Origin of the sequence: Actinoplanes sp. NBRC 103695 (genome assembly GCF_030269485.1) — a bacterium.
Classification (GTDB): domain Bacteria; phylum Actinomycetota; class Actinomycetes; order Mycobacteriales; family Micromonosporaceae; genus Actinoplanes.
Genome location: NZ_BSTL01000042.1, coordinates 1 through 19,043, shown reverse-complemented (window position 1 = coordinate 19,043; position 19,043 = coordinate 1). Strand labels below are relative to the sequence as shown.

Genomic DNA, 19,043 nt, shown 5'->3' with positions numbered 1-19,043 from the left:
GCTCAGTGTCAGGATCCGCGGGCGCTTCGTCCGCCGGCCGGCGGCTGTGGCGCACGTTCGCCATGGCCGGCCTCGTCGCGACCGCGATCTACCTCGTCGCCAGCAGCCTGGGCCAGCTCGAGATCGCCATGCTCGCCTTCATGGTGGTCGGCGTCGGCGCCGTCTGGGCCTGTTTCGCCGGCCCGCGCCGCTACGGCGCCGAGCCCCGCTCCGCCTGGCTGCTGCTCGGCACGACCGCCCTGCTGTTCCTGCTCGGCGTGGTGGTCCGGCCGTTCACCAGCGCCGAGCCGATGCCGGTGCCGCTGATCGCCGACGCCCTCATCGTCCCCGGCTACATCGGGCTGGCGATGTGCTTCGTCATCCTGCTGCGCAGCCGGCGGAGCCTGGACTGGCTGGCCGTGCTGGACGGCACGATCGTCGTCCTGGCCGGCGCCCTGATCGGCGTGCTGGTGCTGGCGGCGCCGACCGCGGCGATCAACGACCGGCCGATGCTGCTGTCCGCGCTCGCCGCGGCGTACCCGATCTTCGACGTGGTTCTGCTGCTGCTCGTGGTGAACCTGACGTTCACCGCGACCACCTTCCCGGTCAGCCTGATCACGTTCATCGGCACGATGCTGCTGCTGTTCACCGGCGACACGGCGTACGCGATCATCGGGCTCTCCGGCAAGTTCTACGAGTCACCGCTGCTGGACCTGCCGTTCATCCTGGGCATGGCCGGGCTCGGGCTGACCGCGCTGCACCCGTCCTCGGTCCGGCTCAGCCGGGCCGCCCGGCGTCCGGTGCAGGCCTGGTCGTGGCGGCGGATGGCGATGCTGGGCCCGGCAGTGGTCGTGCCCTTCGTGCTGCTGGTGACCGTCGGCGGGCAGTCGGCGGCGTACCGGCTGACCATCGGCGTCGGCGGCGCCCTGATGATGCTGCTGCTCCTGGCCCGGGCGGCGACCGCGGTCCGGGCGCAGGCGGCGGCACAGCGGCACTCCGAGCACCAGGCCATGCACGACCCGCTCACCGGGCTGCCCAACCGGCGCTCAATGTCCGCGCACGTCGAGCGGCTGCTGGTCGAGACGCCGCCCTCGGACGAGCGGCGGGTCTGGGTCTACCTGCTCGACCTGGACGGCTTCAAGTGGGTGAACGACTCGTGGGGCCACGACACCGGTGACCAGCTGGTGATCGAGGTGGCGCGGCGGTTGCGCGCGGCGGTGCCGCACGGCCTGCGGGTGGCGCGCACCGGCGGGGACGAGTTCCTTCTGGCGTACGTGGGTGAGAAACCCGGCGCCCTCCGCGTGGTCGACGAGATCCGTGGCTGCTTCACCAGCCCGCTCGCGGTGGCGGACACCGACGTGGTGATCAGCGCGTCGATCGGCATCGCGCACGCGGCGGCGGACGGCGACCCGGCGGTCACCGCGGAGGCGCTGATGCGGGACGCGGACACCGCGATGTACCGGGCCAAGAGCGAGGGCCCGGGCCGGTCGACGATCTTCGACACCTCCATGCACGATCGGGTCCGTGAGCGGATCGAGCTCGAGGCGGACCTGCGCAAGGCACTGGCGGACGGGCAGTTGCACGTCGCGTACCAGCCGATCGTGCAGCTGGACACCGGCCGGCCGCTGGGCGCCGAGGCGTTGCTGCGCTGGAACCATCCGGTCCGCGGGCCGATCCCGCCGATGTCGTTCATCACGATCGCCGAGGAGTCCGGGATGATCGCGCAGATCGGCACCTGGGTGCGCGAGGAGTCGCTGCGCCAGCTGTCCGAGTGGCGCGCGGACGGCACCGTCGCCGACGACTTCTACCTCTCCATCAACGTCTCGCCGCGGCAGCTCAACGACGCCGAGCTGCCACTGATCGTCTCCTCCGAGCTGATCAAGTACGGCGTACCGGCCCGCGCGGTGGCCCTGGAGATGACCGAGTCGGTGATGGTGGACGGCTCCAGCGTCACGTCACGGGTCCTGTTCGAGCTGCGTGAGCTGGGCGTAAGCCTGCTGGTCGACGACTTCGGGACAGGCTTCTCGGCGCTCGGCTACCTCCGCAAGTTCCCGGTCACCGGGGTGAAGATCGACCGCTCGTTCGTCTCCGGCCTGGGCCAGAGCGTGGAGGACGAGGAGATCGTCCGTGCCGTGGTGGCGATGAGTTACGCGCTGGGCCTGAGCATCGTCGCCGAGGGCGTGGAGAACCGGAGCCAGCGGGACGCGCTCGCCGCGGTCGGCGTCACCCAGGCCCAGGGCTGGCTGTGGGGCCCGGCGGTGGCGCCCGGGGAGTTCGCCGCGCACTGGCACGCCGGCGGTCCGGCCGCGCGGGCGTCGGCAAGCCCGGCGGCCGGCAAGAACCAGCGGGCCACCGGGCCGGTCACCAAGGGCCGCAATCAGCTGGCGGCGGAGAACTCGTAGAGCCAGTACGACTGGCTGTCCACCCGGGTCGCCCGCGCCACGCCGCCGATCTGGGTGAGGATGCCCTCGACCGCCCAGGGCAGCTTGCGCTGGGTCTCGTTCCACATGCAGATGTCCAGCAGCACCGCCGCGGCGACCGGCGCCACCATCCGGTCGTAGATCTCCTGCTGCAGCGCGACGAAGACGCCCTCGCCGCGCGCGCCCGGGACGGCGCCGATGAACACGCAGTAGACGAGCCGGCGCTGCTCGTACAGCTCGGGCCAGTTGGCGGCGAAGAACGGCGGCGAGATCAACGGGACGGCGTCCAGATCGGCGCTCATCACGGCGAGCCCGGTCAGGCCCTCGTCGTCCCTGGTCAGATATTTGGGCGTCCGGCGGTCGGACATCACCGCCTCGAACTCCGGGCGGGTCATCAGGTGCCGGGTGGCGGCACGTGTGGTGAGCGGCGCGAACGTCGTGTTGTAGAACGCCCACGCCTGTTCTCTCAGGTCGTCCGGCAGTTCGTCGAAGACCACTACCCCGTTGTTGTTCGACACGTGAAGAAAGTTATCGGATCACGACCGGGCGACGAACCAGACAATCGGGTCTGGTGGGGACACCACACGGTCGGGCATGATTCGCGGCCACGGAATGCTTCCGTTCGCGCATGCCGCGCCGATGAGCTAGACAATGACGTAGGACACACCACGGGACGTAGGACACACCGCCGGCGCCGAGGAGGCTTCATGACAGGACTGATCGGCGCCGAGTGCAACGTGTGGCTCGTCGTGGCACTGCTCATCCTCGTGCTGGGACTGGGCGGTGCCCTGATGGCAGCGGTCCGCAGCGGCATCTTGCAGGCACGCCGCACGCGCTGAGTCCGGCGGTTGTCATACCCCGCCTTTAGGGTGGGCCCATGCGCTTCGCGACCTGGAACGTCAACTCGGTGAAGGCCCGGTTACCGCGCCTGCTGGAGTGGCTGGACGCCACGAAACCGGACGTTCTGCTGCTGCAGGAGACCAAGGTCGCGCAAGGTGGATTCCCGTCGGCCGAGGTCGGCGAGCTCGGGTACGAGACCGCGGAGTACGGGCAGGGCCGGTGGAACGGGGTCGCCGTGTTGTCCCGGCTCGGCCTCGAGGATGTCCGCAACGGCTTTCCCGGCGAGCCCGGCTATCCGGACGCCGAGGCGAGGGCCATCGGCGCCACTTGTGGCGGCGTCCGTTTCCTGTCGGTCTACGTCCCGAACGGCCGGACCCCGGACGACCCGCACTACACGTACAAATTGTCCTGGTTGTCGGCCTTGCGCGTCGCTCTCGCGGACGAGGTCGCGGCGGGACCGGTCGTGGTCGCCGGCGACTTCAACGTGGCGCCGACCGATGCCGACGTCTGGGATCCGGCCGCCTTCGCCGGGGCCACCCATGTGACTGTGCCCGAGCGTGAGGCCCTGTCGGCCATCCGCGGCGTCGGGTTCACCGACGTCCCGGCCCGTCCTCTGAAGGGTGACCGGCCGTTCACCTATTGGGACTACCGCGCCGGGGCGTTCCACCAGAACCTCGGCATGCGCATCGACCTGGTCTATGCCACCCCCGACATCGCCGGAGCGGTCAAGGACGCGGTGGTCGACCGCGAGGCTCGCAAGGGCAAGGGTCCGTCCGACCACGCCCCGATCGTGGTGGACCTCGACAGATGACTCCTGCCGAGCACATAGGCTGTGGTCTGACGAAAGGAGGATCGAGATGACGGAACGGCTCACACTGGCGACAGCGCTGCTGCGTGCCGCTCTCGACGCGACCTCCGAGGCTGTCGTGCTGTGCGCGGTCGACCACGAGATCCTGATGGTGAACAACGCCGCGCAGGCGCTCGCGCCCGACCTGACACCGGGCACCTCCGCAGCCGCGTCGCCGATCGCCGCGCTCGCCCGCGCGGTGTCCGAGGGCGACCAGACCTTCGCCGCCGAGCACGACGGTCGCCAGATCCGTGGCGACCGCCGCGACCTCGGCGACGAGCACTATGGGTGGTACTTGCAGGACGTCACGCCCCTCGAGCAGGAACGGGCCCGCACCGCCTTCCTGGCCGAGGCGGGCCGTCGTCTGGCCTCCTCGCTGAACCATCGCCGCGCCCTGCGCACCACCGCCGAGCTGGCCGTCTCCCATCTGGCCGACGCCGCGGTCGTGGTGCTGCCCGCGGTGCGCCGGCGGAGCGCGTGGGTCCGCCTGGTCGCCGGGGCCACGATCGACGAGGGCTCGCTGCGTGACCGGGCGCTGGGCGAGGTGCCCGGGCTGATCGAGGCGCTCGGCGGTTTCCCGCCCATCCCGAGCCGCTGGCTGGACGCGGGGCAGGCGCCCGAGTGGCTGCTCCCGGCGGGCTTCGGGCCGATCGGCGCGCTGCTGGTCACCCCGCTGCCGGGTAACGCCGAGCCGGCCGGTGCGCTGATCCTGGCCCGGCGCGGCGATCGCGCCTCGTTCACCGACGAGGACGAGATGCTCGCCCGGATCTTCGCGGCCCGGGCCGGGGCGGCCGTCGCCGCCGCCCTGCTCTACCGCGACCAGGTGGACACCGCCGCGGTGCTCCAGGCCGACCTGCTGCCGCCGGAGCTGTACCAGCCGGACGGCGTCGAGCTGATCGGCTCCTACCAGGCGGCCCGCGACGCGATGCGGATCGGCGGCGACTTCTACGACGTGTTCAAGCCGACCCCGCGCAGCGCCGACACGGTCATCGCCCTCGGCGACGTGTGCGGCAAGGGCCCGGAGGCGGCCGTGCTGACCGGCAAGGTCCGCCAGACGCTCCGCGCGCTGCGGCTGGTCGAGGTGCCGCCGCCGGACATGCTCGGCGTGCTCAACCAGGCGCTGCTCGAGTCCGGCCGCCAGCACCGCTTCGTCACGCTGGTGGTGGGCTCGGTGATCCGCGCCGATCACGGCCGGGTCCTGCTCACGCTGGCCTCCGGCGGCCACCCGCCGCCGCTGGTGCTGCGCAACGACGGCACCGTCGAGGAGGTGCCGACGTCGGGCACGCTGATCGGCGTCGTCCCGCAGACCGTGGTGCACCCGGCCACCGTCGAGCTGGAGCCCGGCGAGCTGTGCCTGCTCTACAGCGACGGCCTGACCGAGGCGCGCGGCGGCCCGTCCGGCAACGAGCAGTACGGCGAGCAGCGGCTCCGCGAAGCGTTGTCGTCCTGCCGCGACATGCCCGGCGACGCGACCGTCGAACGGGTCCGGCAGCTGGTCTCCGACTGGGTGCGCGGCGGGATGCGCGACGACATCGCCATGCTGGCGGTGCGGGCGCCCACCCGCACCAGGCTCAGCCTGCGCGGCGGCGGCGCCCCGAACGCCTCGCCGTTCGCGATCGACGCCCGCCGCAACGACAAGCGCTCGAGGCAACGCGCATGACCGTCTTCACCAGTGCCACGCCCCGGTCGCTGGACGACCCCGGCTTCCGCGAGCACTACCTGCGGCTGGTCGGCGACGGCGACGAGTACGGCGCGATCGAGGCCGTCAACGCGCTGCTCGACGAGGGTGTGCCCGCCCAGCGGATCATGACGGACCTGATCGCCGGCACCCAGCAGCGGGTCGGCGAGCTGTGGGCGGCCAACGAGTGGTCGATCGCCCGCGAGCACGCCGCCACGGCCATCAGCGAGCGGGCGCTGGCCTCGGTCGCCGCACGCACCCACGTGCGGCCGCGGCGGGGGCGGATCACCATCGCCTGCGTCGACGGCGAGTGGCACGCGCTGCCCGTACGCATCCTGGCCGAGATGTTGCGCCTGGACGGCTGGCGGGTCGATTTCCTGGGCGCCAGCGTGCCCGGCCCGCACCTGGTCACCCACCTGCACCAGACCGGCCCCGACGCGGTCGCGCTCAGCTGCATGATCTCCACCCGCCTGCCCCGCGCGCACGCCGCGATCACCGCCTGCCGCGCGGCCGGGGTGCCGGTCATCGCCGGCGGCCGCGGTTTCGGCCCCGGCGGCCGGTACGCCGAGAAGCTGACCGCGGACGCCTGGGCCGACGGCGCCGAGGCCGCCGTGGCCCGCCTGGCGACGGACTGGCCCCCGCCGATCGACGACCCGTCCACGGCGGCCTTCCTGGGCGACGACGAGTACACCTGGGTGGTCCGCGGCCGCGGCGAGCTCATCGCGGCCACGCTGGAACACCTGGCCGCCACCTACCCCCACGTCCGCGACTACGACCAGCGCCAGACCGACGCGACCGCCGAGGACACCGGCCACATCATCGACTTCCTGGCCGCCGCCCTCTACGTCGGCGACGACCGCCTCTTCACCGATTTCATCGACTGGACGAACGCCGTGCTCACGGCCCGCGACGTCCCCACCCAGGCGCTGGCGGCCGGGTTGCGCGCCATCCGCGACCAGCTGCACGACTGGCCGTCCTCACTCCGCATGCTCGACGCGGGCCTGGCCCGCCTGGACCCCAAATGACGCGGGCCTGGCCCGCCTGGACCCCAAATGACGCGGGCCTGGCCCCGCCTGGACCACAAATAAGGTTGCGACGGCCGCCGGCCCGAATTACCGTGGCGTCATGATCTCCTGACGAAGAGCTTCTGCATCGCACTCACCCGGCAAGCCCGGGTTCACAGTCGGTGGCCTTCGTCAGCCGTGGGGACAAGCCATTCCACGCCGACACCCTGCCCGTCTTTCCCCGGCGCCCGCCTCGCATCACCACCGAGGAGGCACCTGTATGCCAGCCCAGCCTTTCACCACGCCGGCCCAGCCTTCCGCCACGCCGGCCCAGCCTTCCGCCACGCCGGCCCAGCCTTCCGCCACGGCGGCCCAGCCTTTCACCGTCCACGTCGACCTCGACGACCTGGCCCGCCAGGACCTGGCCGACGCGGTATCCGTGCCGTCCACCCTGGACGACACCCGCGCCACCGGTTCCGCCAAACGCCACCACGGCAACGGCGACGACCGCATGGAGGCCCGCCGCCGCTCCGAACGCGAGCATTCGAGCCGCGCCTCCAGCGCCGGCAGGGGCCGTTCTTACGCCTTCCGCCGCAGCTAGGCCGATCCGGTCCGGGATTCGCTCACCGCGAGTCCCGGGCCGTTTCTTTAGGGTCACGCGTATGTGGGCGGCCGTAGTGGCAGATCCGCGCCGTAGTGGCAGATCCGCGCCGTAGTGGCAGATCCGCGCCGTAGTGGCAGATCCGCGCGGCATTCGCGGTCCAGATCCCGCGCTGCCCCACCACTGTCGTGCGGATCCACCACCATGGCGTCGGTTCGCGGGTCGGCCGGCCGCCGCTTTGCTCTGCTTACCCATAGCGCTTTGCTCTGCTTACCCATAGCGCTTTGCTCTGCTTACCCATAGGAAGCACGATGGCCCCGCACGGGCGGGGCCATCGTGAGTGACGGGCGTCAGCCGAGCGTGGCGTACACCTCGTCCAGGTAGCCGTGGTACATGTCGCTGCCGGCGTTGAAGTTGGGTCCGCCGATGCGGAGCGGCTTGGCGTTGATCAGGGACAACGCCGCCGGGATGGCGCGCGAACCGCGGGCCACTCCGTCGACGTAGACGGAGAGCGTGGCGCCCGCCCGGACGCACTGCACCTTGTGCCACGTGCCGTCGGCGACCGCCACCGAGGAGCGGACCAGGTAGGGCGTCTTCGTGGTGGCGCGGCCGACCACGACGCACTGGGCGCGCCCGTGAGTCGCGCCGATCTGCATCTTCCACTGGCTCTCGGTGTTGGAAACACCCTTCTGCATGATGTTGGGCGAGCCGTCGAGCTGCGCCTTGGTGATGTTGATGCTCGCGCCCCACCGGAAGGTCTGGGTGCCGGGGTCGAGGTCGGGGTCGTCGGTGCCTTCCAGCAGCGCCCGCGGGCAGGCGGCCGTCCCGGTGCACCGGACCGGCAGGCCGATGTAGCGGTTGGTGCCGGCGGTCACGTAGCGGACGGCGCCACCGGCGGCCGTGCGGATGGTGAGCGGCGTTCCACGTCCGGACAGATCCGGGAGGCGCCCGGCAACCGTGGTGTCGAACGAGTAGCGCGCCACCACGACCGGTGCGGCGGCTGCCGGTGCGGCGGCTGCCGGTGCGGCTGCGGCCGCCGGGACCGCGAGGACGGGCACGGCCGGAACCACGATGAGCGCGAGAGACAGAATCCTGGTGGAGAACTTCATGCCGTAAACGTACGTTTTGAGAGGTTAGATCTGCAAAACGGGTTTGTCAGCGTTTCGGCTCTTCTTCAGAGCAGACCGGACGATTCCGCGATCGCACATACGGCTACCAGGCGCAATACGTGCCAGTCGGGCAGCTGCCAGCCGGCCGTGGCCAGATCGGCGTCACCCTCAGCGGGGACGGCACGGCCCATCCGGTCGGCGGCGGCGGAGATCGAACGGGAGTACGAGGCGAGGCCGGCGGCGTCGGCGGGGCGGCCGGCGGCGACGAGCGACTCGCGTACGGCGGCGGTGTGCTGGTCGATCTGAGCGAGCAGATTGGGGTCGGAGTAGGCGGCGGTCAGCCCGTCCACACCCACCCGCGCCATCAGCTCGTCGAGCATCGCCAGCGCGTCGAGTTGCGCGGGCGTCTCGGGCGTGACGACCGCCTCGAGCATCGCCGGCGAGTCGGGGACGGTGATCGCCTCGAGCGCGGCGGGCGAGTCCGGCACGACGATCGTCTCGACGACGCTGACCGGGTCGACCGTCTCCTCGGCCGCCAGCAGGTCCAGGTCGAGTTCGATCAGGTCGAACTCCAGGTCCAGGTCCAGCTCGATCTCCTGGTCGAGCTCGGCGTCGAGCGCGGCCTCGACGGCGGGCTGCACCGTGGTGGCGTCGTCGTCGGAGATCGGGGCGAAGGCGAGGAAGTCGTTCGTCATGCGGAGAACGCTAGGACCTGGTCCGGGCCATAAACAGCGCGGTAACCGAACGGCACCCGAGCGCTAGCCGCCCTACACCCGACCAGCGCCCAGTGTCCGAAATGTCGGGCTCCGCGACCCCCGCCGCCACCCCCGCCCCGTACACTGGGTGGGTCGGAATGTAGCGGGTGGGAACGACGATTCCGGTGGGTTGTCCACAGGGGCTACACGCTCGGGTGGGCGGCTCGGATCGCTACGAAGCCGGCCGCCTCCGCCTCCAGCCGCAGGCCGCAGGCCGTGCTATCCGGGCAGGTTGTCCATGGCCTTGTAGATCCGCTTGTCCGAAACCGGGTACGCGGTGCCGAGCGACTGGGCGAACAGCCCCACCCGGAGCTCCTCGATCATCCAGCGGATCTCGGTCAGGCCGTCGCCGGCGGGCAGGTCGGCCTTGAGCTCGCGATACTCCCGTTCGATCTCCTGCACCTGGGACATCAGCTGCCGGTCGCGGGCCAGGTTCCCGCCGAGCCGGTCGAGCCGGTGCGTGATCGCCTTGAGGTAGCGGGGCAGGTGGTGCAGCTGACGCCAGCCGGTCTCGGTGACGAAACCGGGATGGACGAGGCCGGTGAGCTGCTGCCGGATGTCGGCGAGCGCGGCGACCAGCACCGGGTTCTTGGTGCCGGACAGCCGCTGGCTCACCTCGTACGAAGTGGCCAGCACCGCCTGCACCTGCTTGACCACCGCCGCCGTCGCGTCGACCAGGTCGGCCCGCACCTGCTCGCGCAGCGCCATGAACCCGGCCTTGTCCCAGGCCGGTCCGCCGGCGTCCTGCACCATCCGGTCCACTGCGGCGCCCGCGCAGTCGTCGAGGAGATCCGCGATCGACCGGTACGGGTTCCCGCGCGACAACTCGAGCTTGGCCCGGTTGTCCAGCCGCCCCTGCAGGTACCGGGCGGCGGGCGGCAACGTGAGCAGGAGCAGCCGCCGCGTGCCGGCGCGCATCGCCTGCCGCTGTTCGGCCTCGGTCTCGAAGACCCGGATCGCCACGCTGTCGCCCTCGTCCACCAGCGCCGGGAAGACCGCGACCTCGAGACCGCCGCGGACCTGCGCGACCTTGCGCGGGATGGTGCCGAAGTCGCCGGTGGTGATCCCGGAACGCTCCACTCCCCCGGCCGCGGCGGCGATCGTCGCGCGTACCGAAGGAGCCAGCTCGCGCCGCAGCACCTCGAGGTCGCGGCCCTCGCGCAACGTCGCACCGCGCTCGTCGACCACCCGGAAGTTCATCCGCAGGTGCTCGGGCACGGCGTCCGGCCGCCAGGCGTCGCGCGGCACGATCGTCCCGGTGAGCCGGCGCAGTTCGTCGCCGACCGCGTCGGGCAGCGGGCCACGGCGGGCCGGGATCCGGTCGAGCACCGCGGCGGCCCAGTCCGGCACCGGCACGAAGCTGGTGCGCAGGTGCTTGGGCAGGGCGCGGATCAGCTGGACCACGACCTCCTGCCGCATGCCGGGCACCGACCAGCCGAAGTCGTCCGCGTCCAGCTTGTTGAGCAGCGGCAGCGGCACCTCGACCGTGACGCCGTCGCCGGGTTTGCCGGGCTCGAACCGGTAGGACAGCTTGAGCCGCACGCCGCCGGCCAGCCACGCGTCCGGGTACGCCCCGGGCTGCACGCCGTCGCGACCGGCGTTGACCAGCTCGTCGCGGGTGAACGTGAGCAGGTCGGGTGTGTCGTGGCGAGCCTTCTTCCACCAGGAGTCGAAGTGCCGGGAGGAGACCACGTCGGCCGGGATCCGGGCGTCGTACAGGGCGAAGACCGTCTCGTCGTCGACCGCGATGTCCCGCCGCCGGGAACGGTGCTCGATCTCCTCGATCTGGGCGATGAGCTTGGCGTTCTCGGTGAAGAACTTGTGGTGTGTCTCCCAGTCGCCCTCGACCAGGGCGTGCCGGATGAAGAGCTCGCGGCAGAGCGCCGGGTCGACCTTGGCGTACCCGACCTTGCGCCGCGGGACGATCGGCAGCCCGTACAGCGTGACCTTCTCGAAGGCCATCACCGAGCCCAGCTTCTTCTCCCAGTGCGGCTCGCTGTAGCTGCGTTTGACCAGGTGCGGGGCGAGCGCCTCGGCCCATTCCGGCTCGATCCGAGCGTTCACCCGGCCCCACAGCCGGGACGTCTCGACCAGCTCGGCCGACATCACCCAGCGCGGTTGCTTCTTGAACAGCGCCGAGCCGGGGAAGATCGCGAACTTCGCGCCACGGGCGCCCAGGTATTCGCGCTTGTCCGTGTCCTTCAGGCCGAGGTGGCTGAGCAGGCCTGCGAGCAGGGCGGTGTGCACGTTCTGTCCCGGCGCGACCTCCTCGCGGTCCTCCACAAGACCGAGGCCGAGGGTACGGGCGACCTGCCGCAACTGCGCGTAGATGTCCTGCCACTCGCGGACCCGCAGGTAGTTGAGGAACTCGGCGCGGCACAACCGGCGGAACTGGTTGCCGGACAGTTCCCGCTGCTGCTCCCGGATGTACTTCCACAGATTCAGGTACGTGAAGAAGTCCGATTCCTTGTCGGTGAACCGGCCGTGCTTCTCGTCGGCCTGCTGCTGCTTCTCGGCCGGGCGCTCGCGCGGGTCCTGGATGGACAGTGCCGCGGTGATCACCATGACCTCGGCGACGCAGTCGTGCTTGTCCGCCTCGATCACCATGCGCGCGAGCCGCGGGTCGACGGGGAGCTGGGCGAGCTTGCGGCCGAGCGGGGTCAGCGCCCGGCCGTCGAGGGCGCCCAGCTCCTCCAGCAGTTTCACGCCGTCGTTGACGTTGCGCCGGTCCGGCGGGTCGATGAACGGGAACTTCGCCAGGTCGCCCAGGTCCAGGCTGGTCATCTGCAGGATGACGCTGGCCAGGTTGGTGCGCAGGATCTCCGGCTCGGTGAACTCCGGCCGCTGCTCGAAGTCCTCCTCCGAGTAGAGCCGGATGCAGATGCCGTCCGACGTACGCCCGCACCGGCCCTTGCGCTGGTTGGCGCTGGCCTGCGAGATGTCCTCGATGGGCAGCCGCTGCACCTTGAGCCGGCTGCTGTAACGGGACATGCGCGCGGTGCCGGGGTCGATCACGTACTTGATGCCGGGGACGGTCAGCGAGGTCTCGGCGACGTTGGTGGCGAGCACGATCCGCCGGGCGTTGTGCTGCTGGAAGACACGGTGCTGCTCGGCCGCGCTCAGCCGTCCGTACAGCGGAAGCACCTCGGTGTTGCGCAGTTTGCGTTTCTCCAGCGCGTCGGCGGTGTCACGGATCTCCCGCTCGCCGCTGAGGAACACCAGGATGTCGCCGGAGCTCTCGCCGGCCAGCTCGTCCACCGCGGCGGAGATGCCGTCGATCTGGTCCTGCTCCGCGTCGATGTCGAGCGGGCGGTAACGGACCTCCACCGGGTACGTCCGCCCGGTCACCTCGATCACGGGGCAAGCTACCGGCACCTGGTCCTCCGGACGGCGCGGGGAACCCGACGCTGGAAGCGTGCTGAAGTGGTCGGCGAAGCGCTGCGTCTCGATCGTCGCCGAGGTGATGATCACCTTCAGGTCGGGCCGGCGCGGCAGCAGTTCTCGCAGGTAGCCGAGCAGGAAGTCGATGTTCAGGCTGCGCTCGTGCGCCTCGTCGATGATCAGCGTGTCGTAGCGGCGCAGCAACCGGTCGTTCTGGATCTCCGCCAGCAGGATGCCGTCGGTCATCACCTTGATCAGCGTGTCCTCGCCCGACTGATCGGTGAACCGCACCTTGTAGCCCACCGTGGATCCGAGCGGCGTGCCCAGTTCCTCGGCGATGCGCTCGGCCACCGTCCGCGCGGCGATCCGGCGGGGCTGGGTGTGACCGATCTGCCCGCGCACGCCGCGGCCCAGCTCCAGGCAGATCTTCGGCAACTGGGTGGTCTTGCCGGAGCCGGTCTCGCCGGCCAGGATCACGACCTGGTTGTCCCGGATGGCGGCGGCGATGTCGTCCCGCCGCGCCGAGACCGGTAACTCGTCGGGATATTTGATCTCGGGTACGGACGCCAGCCGCGCGTTTCGCCTGGCCATCGCCGCGTCCACCTCGGCGGCGATCTCGGCGAGCGCGGCCGCTTTGCGCTCGTCGTCCTGGATCTTGCGGGTGCCCTCGAGCCGCCGCTGGAGCCGGCGCTCGTCGCGGGGGAGCAGATCGGACATGCGGCGGCGCAGTTCAGGCACGGTTACAGACATGGCGCGACAAGCTTAGGCGGAGCTCGCCCGAATCGCCGCGTGATTATCGCCGCCCTGGCCGCTTTGCTCCGAGCACGTCGAGGCATCACCGGCCGAACCGCCGCGCGACGACCGCCGACCCCACCGCAAAGCGTCACGAGACGGAGTCGAGGGTGGGCTGCGGCAGGGGCGTGATCTCGAGGACGCCCGCCGCCAGGGGCATCGTGAAGTGGAAACGGGTGCCACCGCCCGGGTTGTCGCCGACGCCGATCTGGCCGCCGTGCCGTTCCACGATCCGGCGGCAGATGGCCAGGCCGAGGCCCGTGCCGGCGTAACCGGCGGCGGTCCGCGCCCGGTGGAACGACTCGAAGATGTCCGGCTTGTCCTCGTCGGGGATGCCGATGCCGCGGTCCGCGATCTCGATCCGGCACCAGCCGGGGCCGGCCTGCCCGGCGGTCACGTCGACCCGCGCGGACCGGCCCTTCGGCACGTACTTGAGGGCGTTGCCGATCAGGTTGTCCAGCACGTGGCGGAGCATCCCGGGGTCGGCGTAGATGTCCGGCAGCGGGCCGACGTAGAAGTCCGGCGGCGGCGCGTCGCCCGGGCGACGCGGGCCGGAGCGCCCCAGGATCACGTCGTCCACCAGCGAGCCGAGCGCGACCGTCTCGCGGCGCAGCGGCGCGTCCTTCGACGTGGTGTACGCCAGCAGCGTGTCGATCTGCGCCGCCATCCGGTCGGCCGCCAGGGTGATCCGCTCCAGCGCCCGGATCGCGCCCGCCACCTCGGCGGAGTCGTCCGCCTCGGCCAGTTCGTCGGCGGCCGTCTCGCAGTGCCCGCGGACCACCGCCAGCGGCGCCTTCAGGTCGTGCGCGACCACACCGGCGAACACCGAGAGGTCCGTCTCGTACCGCCGCAGCTCGGTGATGTCGTGGAAGACGGCGACCGCCCCGGGCTGGCCCGCGCTCTCGTCCAGCGGGCGCCCGTCGACGCTGATCAGGATGCCGTCCGGCCGCTCGGCGTTGCGGACCATCATCTCCACGCCGTCCGAGGACTCGCCCTGCAGGGCCCGGACCAGGGGCATCTCTTCCAGCGGGAAGGGGGTACGCCCGTCCGGCAGGAACAGCCCGTAGTGCGACTGCCACTCTCCCGGCCCGCGGACCTTGTCGTCGACCCCGAGCAGGGCCTTGGCGGCTGGGTTGTGCAGCAGGAACTCGCCGTTGCCGTCGACCACGCCGACGCCGTCGCCGAGGCTGTTCATGATCGCGCCGAGCAGGCCGGCCTGGCGACGGCTCTCCGCCTCGGCGGTGCGTAGCTCGGCGGTGGCCACCTGCACCTGCCAGCGGGCCTTCGACCGGCCGTTGGCCAGGACGTGCACCAGCACGGCCAGCATCAGGGTGAGCGCGAGGCCGCCGAGCAGGACGGTGGTCGGCAGGCTGCTGCGCGCGCCGGGCAGGAAGGCCGAGTCGGCGGAGGTGACCAGCGTCCACTGCCGGTTGGCGACCGGGAAGGTGGCCTGCCGGATGAGGTCGCGGCTGCCGCGCACGGAGTAGGCGGCCACCCGTACCCGCCGCCCGTCGCCGTTGGTCGCGAGCAGTTCGCCGTCCAGCTGGTTCTGGCTGGCGGTGCTCAGCACGCCGCCGAGGAAGTCCTGGCCACGCAGGCCCAGCACCATCCAGCCCTGGAACACCGGCTGGGCGCCGGGCGTGTAGACCGGCGCGACGAAGGCGAAGGAGAGCTGTTGCTGCCGCGGCGGCAGGCCTCGGTCGCGGAGCAGGATGTACGTGTCGGAGACGGTCGGCTGCCCGGTCCGCCGTGCCTCCACCAGCGCCGCCGTGGCCTCGCTGGACGCGGCGACGTCGATGCCGGACGAGCTGGGTGTGCCGCCGTGCAGCGCCCGGCCGAAGATCGAGAAGTAGTGCTCCGGCGCCCCGGCGTGCGCGCGCAGGGAGAGGCCTTCCGCCCCGCGCGCCCGCCAGGTGGCCTGGGCCCGGCCGATGTCGTCCGGCCCGGTGGCCACGACGAACGCGACGGAGATGGCGCCGAGCAGGTCGGCGGTGTCCAGCGGCGCGGTGATCGCGGCGAAGTCCGTACGGTCGAACCGGGCGTTGGTGCCCGCACCGGCCGCCACCGCCTGCAGCAGCGTGCGGTAGCGCCCGGTCTCGGTGCTGACCGCGGCCCGGGCCACCGCGGTGCGCTGGTCCATCACCCGGTCGGCGTTGGCCCGCTGCACCGAGCGGAGGCTGGCGACGGTGAGCAGCGTGACCGTGATGCCCAGGACCGCCACGTTGGCCGCGAGCAGGGGACCGACGAAGCGACCCCGGCGACTGCCCGCCGCGGCGGCGGAATCGTCACGTCGCTTCACTCAAGCGAGCATAAGACGCAAATCACCCCCGTCGGCGCGGTTCCGCCGACGGGGGTGAAGTGGGTTCACTTCCAGGTGTCGTACTGGTAGAGCTTGTTCTTCGCCATGATTCCGGTGATCTTGCCGTAGTAGTTGGGGTCGGTGGCGTACCCGGCCTTCCAGACGTTCCAGATGAACAGGTTGGCCTGCTTCGTGTACTTGAAGGCCGGCTGGTAGCGGTTGTTGACCTTCAGGAAGTTGCCGTGGTCCCGGAACGAGTTGGCCATCGAGGAGTAGGTGCGGAACGCCCCCGTGGTGCTGAAGCAGTTGCCGGCCTTCGTGCACTCCTGGGTGTTGTACACCGCGCAGCCGTTGGCCAGCTTGCCCCACTTGCCGTTCTGGCACTTGATGCCGAAGTAGTTGCGGTGCGTACCGGACAGCGTGCTGCGGCCCCAGCCGGACTCCAGGATGGCCTGGGCGATGGTCACCGACGGCGGCACGCCGTACTCCCGCCAGCCCTGCTGGGCGCCGGGCACCGCGGCCTTGATGAACTGCTCCGGGGTCTGCGTCACCGGCGTGCTGCTCGGCGGCGTCGCGCCCTTGCACACCGGCAGCGCCGGGGTGACCATGAACGCGTGCGACAGGTAGTTACCGGTGCTCGTCCGGTTCCACTGCGTGGTGGTGCGGACCGTGCCGGCGACCTTCTGGCCGGTGACCGCGCAGACCAGCAACGCCCGCTGGCCGTTCTTCAGCCGCAGCACCACGGCGCCCGCAGTGCCCGGCGCGGTGCGCATGTTCACCGGGCCGTCGGTGCTCCGGATCGTGCCGATGATGTACTTCTTCGCGCCCGCGGTGTTCGGCTTGCTCTTCACCGGCACGGCCTGCGGGCTGGTGGTCGCGCACCGGGTGACGGCGCGCGAGGCGGCCACGTACGCGAACGAGATGAACTTGCCGGCGCCGATCCGGGCCCACAGGTTCGTGGTGCGGATCGAGCCGCGCACCGAGGTGCCGGCGGTGACGCACTGGACGCCGATCGACTGGTTGTTACGGACGGAACCGACGATGTGCCCGCTGAGCGAGGGCGTCGCACGGACCTTCAGGGTGCTCGTCACCCGCACGGTGGCGGGAACGGTCGCGGCGTTCGCGGCGGCCGGGGCGAGAGCGAACCCGGTCCCGATGGCGGCCACCAGCAGGGCACTGGTGAGCAGTCGACGGGCGGTGTGCAGCATTGGCGGTCCCTTTCCGTGGACGTTGTCCTCAGAAAGGTCGCCAGCAGCCGTTGCCGGGGCGGGAGGCGAACGGGTGCGCCTCGGTTGCCGCCACTAACGTGGTGAAGTCGCTGTGACACGCGAGAAAGCCGTTTCGAATGGGGTGATCGCGGGGCAATAGCGGACCGCGTTTCCAGCTCCCCAGGAGGAACTCCCCCGATGACGGCACTGGCCCCCCGCCGTACCAAGACCACGAAGCCCAAGACCGCGAAGTCCAAGCCCGTGAAGCCCAAGACCGCGAAGCCCGCCAAGCGCCCCCGGCCTCCGAAGCCGGTGAGCCGCAGCGGCGTGCACATGTTCACGCCCCTGCTCACGGCGATCCTGGCCGCGGCCGGCGTCGCCGTGATCTATCGCGTGTTCGTGCTCTCCGCCCTCGGGCAGGACATCGACACCCAGGCGCTGCGCAACGCCGACGTCGGGCACGAACGAGCCGTCCAGATCATGGACCGGGCGCTGAACGGCACCTCGCTGGTCAGCCTGGTGCTGGTCTGCGTCGCGATCGCGCTGATCGGCATCGTCCGCCGCCGCGCCGACCTGGCCGTGGCCGCCTCGATCATGGTGATCGGCGCCAACGCGACCAGCCAGCTGCTCAAGATGCGGCTGGAGCGGCCCGATCTGGACGGCTCCGCGATGTCCAACTCGTTCCCCAGCGGTCACGCCACGGCCGCCGCGTCGGTGGCGTTCGCGCTGGTCCTGGTGCTTCCCCTCGCCGTACGCGGCATGGTCTCGCTGATCGGCGCCGGCTATGTCGCGGTGATCGCCGTGGCCACCGTCTGGGCCGAGTGGCACCGCCCGAGCGACACCATCGCCGCGCTGCTCGTGGTGCTGGCCTGGGGTGGCCTGGTGACCTTCTGGCTACGGGTCCGGAACCGCCGCCGCCCCGGCACGATCGAGCGCGCGAACCGCCTGCCCACCGTGCTGTTCGTGGTCGGCGGGGGCCTCTCCGCGCTGATCACCGCCGTCGGCCTGGGCGCCGTGGTGCTGTCCGAGCGGGTGACGCCCGACCTGGTCTCCGGGCGGTTCGCGTTCCTGACCGGCGCCACCGCCATCACCGCGGCCGTGGCCGCGGTCTTTCTGCTCTGGGTGCGCCTGGCCGCCGGCGACCAGCCGGCGACGGACGCCCCGGTCTCGAAGGCCCGCTCTTCAGACGACTTCGAAGGAGGCAACCGATGACAACGCCTGACGGCACCATCCCACCGGGCCCCGCCGGCACTCCGGTCACGCCGGCCCCGGAGACCGGGGTTCCCGGCCCGACCGTGTCCGTGGCCACCTACCCCGACTACGCGTCCGCCCAGCGCGCGGTCGACTACCTCTCGGACAACAAGTTCCCGGTCGAGCGGGTCGCCATCGTCGGCACCGACCTGCGCATCGTGGAGAACGTCCTGGGCCGGCTGACGATCGCCCGGGCAGCGCTGGCCGGCGCCGCGAGCGGCGCGTGGTTCGGCCTGTTCATCGGGCTGCTCTTCGGCATCTTCAGCGACTCGAACTGGCTCGCCGTGCTGCTGGTGGGCCTGCTGATCGGCGCGTTGTGGGGCGCTGTCTTCGGCGCGCTCGCCCACGCGATGACCGGCGGACGGCGGGACTTCTCGTCGCGCAGCTCGCTGACCGCCTCGCAGTACGCGGTGGCGGTCGAGGCCGAGGTGGCGGATGAGGCCCGAGCCCAGCTCACCCGGATGAACTGGGTCTCGTAGCCCCGTCGACGTCCGGCCTAAAACCCGGCTGCGAGCTCGGCGCGAAGCTTCGCGAGCGCCTTGGTGAGCAGCCGGGAGACGTGCATCTGGGAGATGCCGACCTGGTCGGCGATCTGCGACTGGGTCAGGTTGCCGTAGAAGCGCAGGGTGAGGATCTTCTGCTCGCGCTCGTCGAGAGTGGCCAGCGCGGGGCCGAGGGCGACGCGGGTCTCGGCGAGTTCGAACTCGCTGTCCTCGCCGCCGAGGGTGTCGCCGAGTTCGGTGGTGCCGTCCGCGCTGATCGGGGTGGACAGGCTGGTGGCGTTGTAGGCGCGGGCGCCTTCCAGGCCTTCCAGCACGTCTTCCTCGGTGACGCCGAGGTGTACGGCGATGTCGGCCACTGTCGGGGAGCGGCCGAGGC

Annotated in this window: 15 protein-coding genes; 8 read left to right on the top strand and 7 right to left on the bottom strand. The window is 71.2% G+C overall.

The features are described from left to right. Positions 1-5: 5 nt before the first annotated feature. Positions 6-2,381: a putative bifunctional diguanylate cyclase/phosphodiesterase gene (locus QSK31_RS43575; protein WP_285690894.1), complete on the top strand. Its 2,376-nt coding sequence runs from the start codon at positions 6-8 to the stop codon at positions 2,379-2,381. Here QSK31_RS43575 and QSK31_RS43570 read toward each other — a convergent pair. Further along, complete coding sequence (locus QSK31_RS43570; protein ID WP_285690893.1) at positions 2,357-2,917, bottom strand: hypothetical protein; 561 nt, start codon at positions 2,915-2,917, stop codon at positions 2,357-2,359. The two genes, QSK31_RS43575 and QSK31_RS43570, sit on opposite strands and share 25 nt — an antisense overlap. 189 nt (positions 2,918-3,106) lie before the next feature. On the opposite strand from QSK31_RS43570, the gene QSK31_RS43565 reads away from it, so the two are divergent. From QSK31_RS43565 to QSK31_RS43545, 5 genes are all read left to right on the top strand, one after another. Continuing rightward, on the top strand, positions 3,107-3,238 hold the full coding sequence (locus QSK31_RS43565) for a hypothetical protein (protein WP_285690892.1): 132 nt from the start codon (positions 3,107-3,109) through the stop codon (positions 3,236-3,238). Positions 3,239-3,276: 38 nt separating this feature from the next. Beyond that, positions 3,277-4,050 (top strand): exodeoxyribonuclease III, encoded by a 774-nt coding sequence (locus tag QSK31_RS43560; RefSeq protein WP_285690891.1) that lies wholly within the window; start codon positions 3,277-3,279, stop codon positions 4,048-4,050. Between the two features lie 46 nt (positions 4,051-4,096). Further along, positions 4,097-5,746, top strand: a complete 1,650-nt coding sequence (locus QSK31_RS43555; RefSeq protein WP_285690890.1) for a PP2C family protein-serine/threonine phosphatase — start codon at positions 4,097-4,099, stop codon at positions 5,744-5,746. After that, a complete protein-coding gene (locus tag QSK31_RS43550; RefSeq protein WP_285690888.1) occupies positions 5,743-6,789 on the top strand; it encodes a cobalamin B12-binding domain-containing protein in 1,047 nt (348 codons plus the stop codon). Before QSK31_RS43555 ends, QSK31_RS43550 begins: the two co-directional genes overlap by 4 nt. Positions 6,790-7,048: 259 nt before the next feature. Further along, complete coding sequence (locus QSK31_RS43545; RefSeq protein WP_285690887.1) at positions 7,049-7,369, top strand: hypothetical protein; 321 nt, start codon at positions 7,049-7,051, stop codon at positions 7,367-7,369. Positions 7,370-7,719: 350 nt separating this feature from the next. Here the strand turns inward: QSK31_RS43545 and QSK31_RS43540 are convergent, their stop codons facing one another. The 5 genes from QSK31_RS43540 to gsmA form a co-directional block, all read right to left on the bottom strand. Continuing rightward, positions 7,720-8,478: a LamG domain-containing protein gene (locus QSK31_RS43540; RefSeq protein ID WP_285690886.1), complete on the bottom strand. Its 759-nt coding sequence runs from the start codon at positions 8,476-8,478 to the stop codon at positions 7,720-7,722. 65 nt (positions 8,479-8,543) lie between these two features. After that, complete coding sequence (locus tag QSK31_RS43535; protein WP_285690884.1) at positions 8,544-9,173, bottom strand: DUF6401 family natural product biosynthesis protein; 630 nt, start codon at positions 9,171-9,173, stop codon at positions 8,544-8,546. 279 nt (positions 9,174-9,452) lie between these two features. Then, positions 9,453-13,364: an ATP-dependent RNA helicase HrpA gene (gene hrpA / locus QSK31_RS43530; RefSeq protein ID WP_285690883.1), complete on the bottom strand. Its 3,912-nt coding sequence runs from the start codon at positions 13,362-13,364 to the stop codon at positions 9,453-9,455. Between the two features lie 133 nt (positions 13,365-13,497). Then, the gene (locus tag QSK31_RS43525; protein ID WP_285690881.1) at positions 13,498-15,705 is read right to left on the bottom strand and encodes an ATP-binding protein; all 2,208 of its coding nucleotides are present in this window, start codon (positions 15,703-15,705) and stop codon (positions 13,498-13,500) included. Between the two features lie 65 nt (positions 15,706-15,770). Further along, the gene (gsmA, locus tag QSK31_RS43520; RefSeq protein WP_285690880.1) at positions 15,771-16,913 is read right to left on the bottom strand and encodes a sporangiospore maturation cell wall hydrolase GsmA; all 1,143 of its coding nucleotides are present in this window, start codon (positions 16,911-16,913) and stop codon (positions 15,771-15,773) included. A 198-nt stretch (positions 16,914-17,111) separates the two neighbouring features. Between gsmA and QSK31_RS43515 the strand changes: the two genes are divergently transcribed. Together QSK31_RS43515 and QSK31_RS43510 are read left to right on the top strand one after the other, a co-directional pair. Further along, positions 17,112-18,125 (top strand): phosphatase PAP2 family protein, encoded by a 1,014-nt coding sequence (locus tag QSK31_RS43515; RefSeq protein ID WP_285690879.1) that lies wholly within the window; start codon positions 17,112-17,114, stop codon positions 18,123-18,125. Then, positions 18,122-18,643, top strand: a complete 522-nt coding sequence (locus QSK31_RS43510) for a YflT domain-containing protein (protein ID WP_285690878.1) — start codon at positions 18,122-18,124, stop codon at positions 18,641-18,643. The genes QSK31_RS43515 and QSK31_RS43510 overlap by 4 nt, the downstream gene beginning before the upstream one ends. A 17-nt stretch (positions 18,644-18,660) precedes the next feature. On the opposite strand, the gene QSK31_RS43505 is transcribed toward QSK31_RS43510, so the two are convergent. Next, a partial coding sequence (locus tag QSK31_RS43505) for a sigma-70 family RNA polymerase sigma factor (protein ID WP_285690877.1) occupies positions 18,661-19,043 on the bottom strand: 383 nt, incomplete at its 5' end.

Coding starts and splice junctions, on each gene's coding strand:
- QSK31_RS43515 (WP_285690879.1), top strand. CDS start 17,112: ATGACGGCACTGGCCCCCCGCCGTACCAAGACCACGAAGCCCAAGACC.
- QSK31_RS43550 (WP_285690888.1), top strand. CDS start 5,743: ATGACCGTCTTCACCAGTGCCACGCCCCGGTCGCTGGACGACCCCGGC.
- QSK31_RS43540 (WP_285690886.1), bottom strand. CDS start 8,478: ATGAAGTTCTCCACCAGGATTCTGTCTCTCGCGCTCATCGTGGTTCCG.
- QSK31_RS43555 (WP_285690890.1), top strand. CDS start 4,097: ATGACGGAACGGCTCACACTGGCGACAGCGCTGCTGCGTGCCGCTCTC.
- gsmA (WP_285690880.1), bottom strand. CDS start 16,913: ATGCTGCACACCGCCCGTCGACTGCTCACCAGTGCCCTGCTGGTGGCC.
- QSK31_RS43535 (WP_285690884.1), bottom strand. CDS start 9,173: ATGACGAACGACTTCCTCGCCTTCGCCCCGATCTCCGACGACGACGCC.
- QSK31_RS43545 (WP_285690887.1), top strand. CDS start 7,049: ATGCCAGCCCAGCCTTTCACCACGCCGGCCCAGCCTTCCGCCACGCCG.
- QSK31_RS43560 (WP_285690891.1), top strand. CDS start 3,277: ATGCGCTTCGCGACCTGGAACGTCAACTCGGTGAAGGCCCGGTTACCG.
- QSK31_RS43510 (WP_285690878.1), top strand. CDS start 18,122: ATGACAACGCCTGACGGCACCATCCCACCGGGCCCCGCCGGCACTCCG.
- hrpA (WP_285690883.1), bottom strand. CDS start 13,364: ATGTCTGTAACCGTGCCTGAACTGCGCCGCCGCATGTCCGATCTGCTC.
- QSK31_RS43565 (WP_285690892.1), top strand. CDS start 3,107: ATGACAGGACTGATCGGCGCCGAGTGCAACGTGTGGCTCGTCGTGGCA.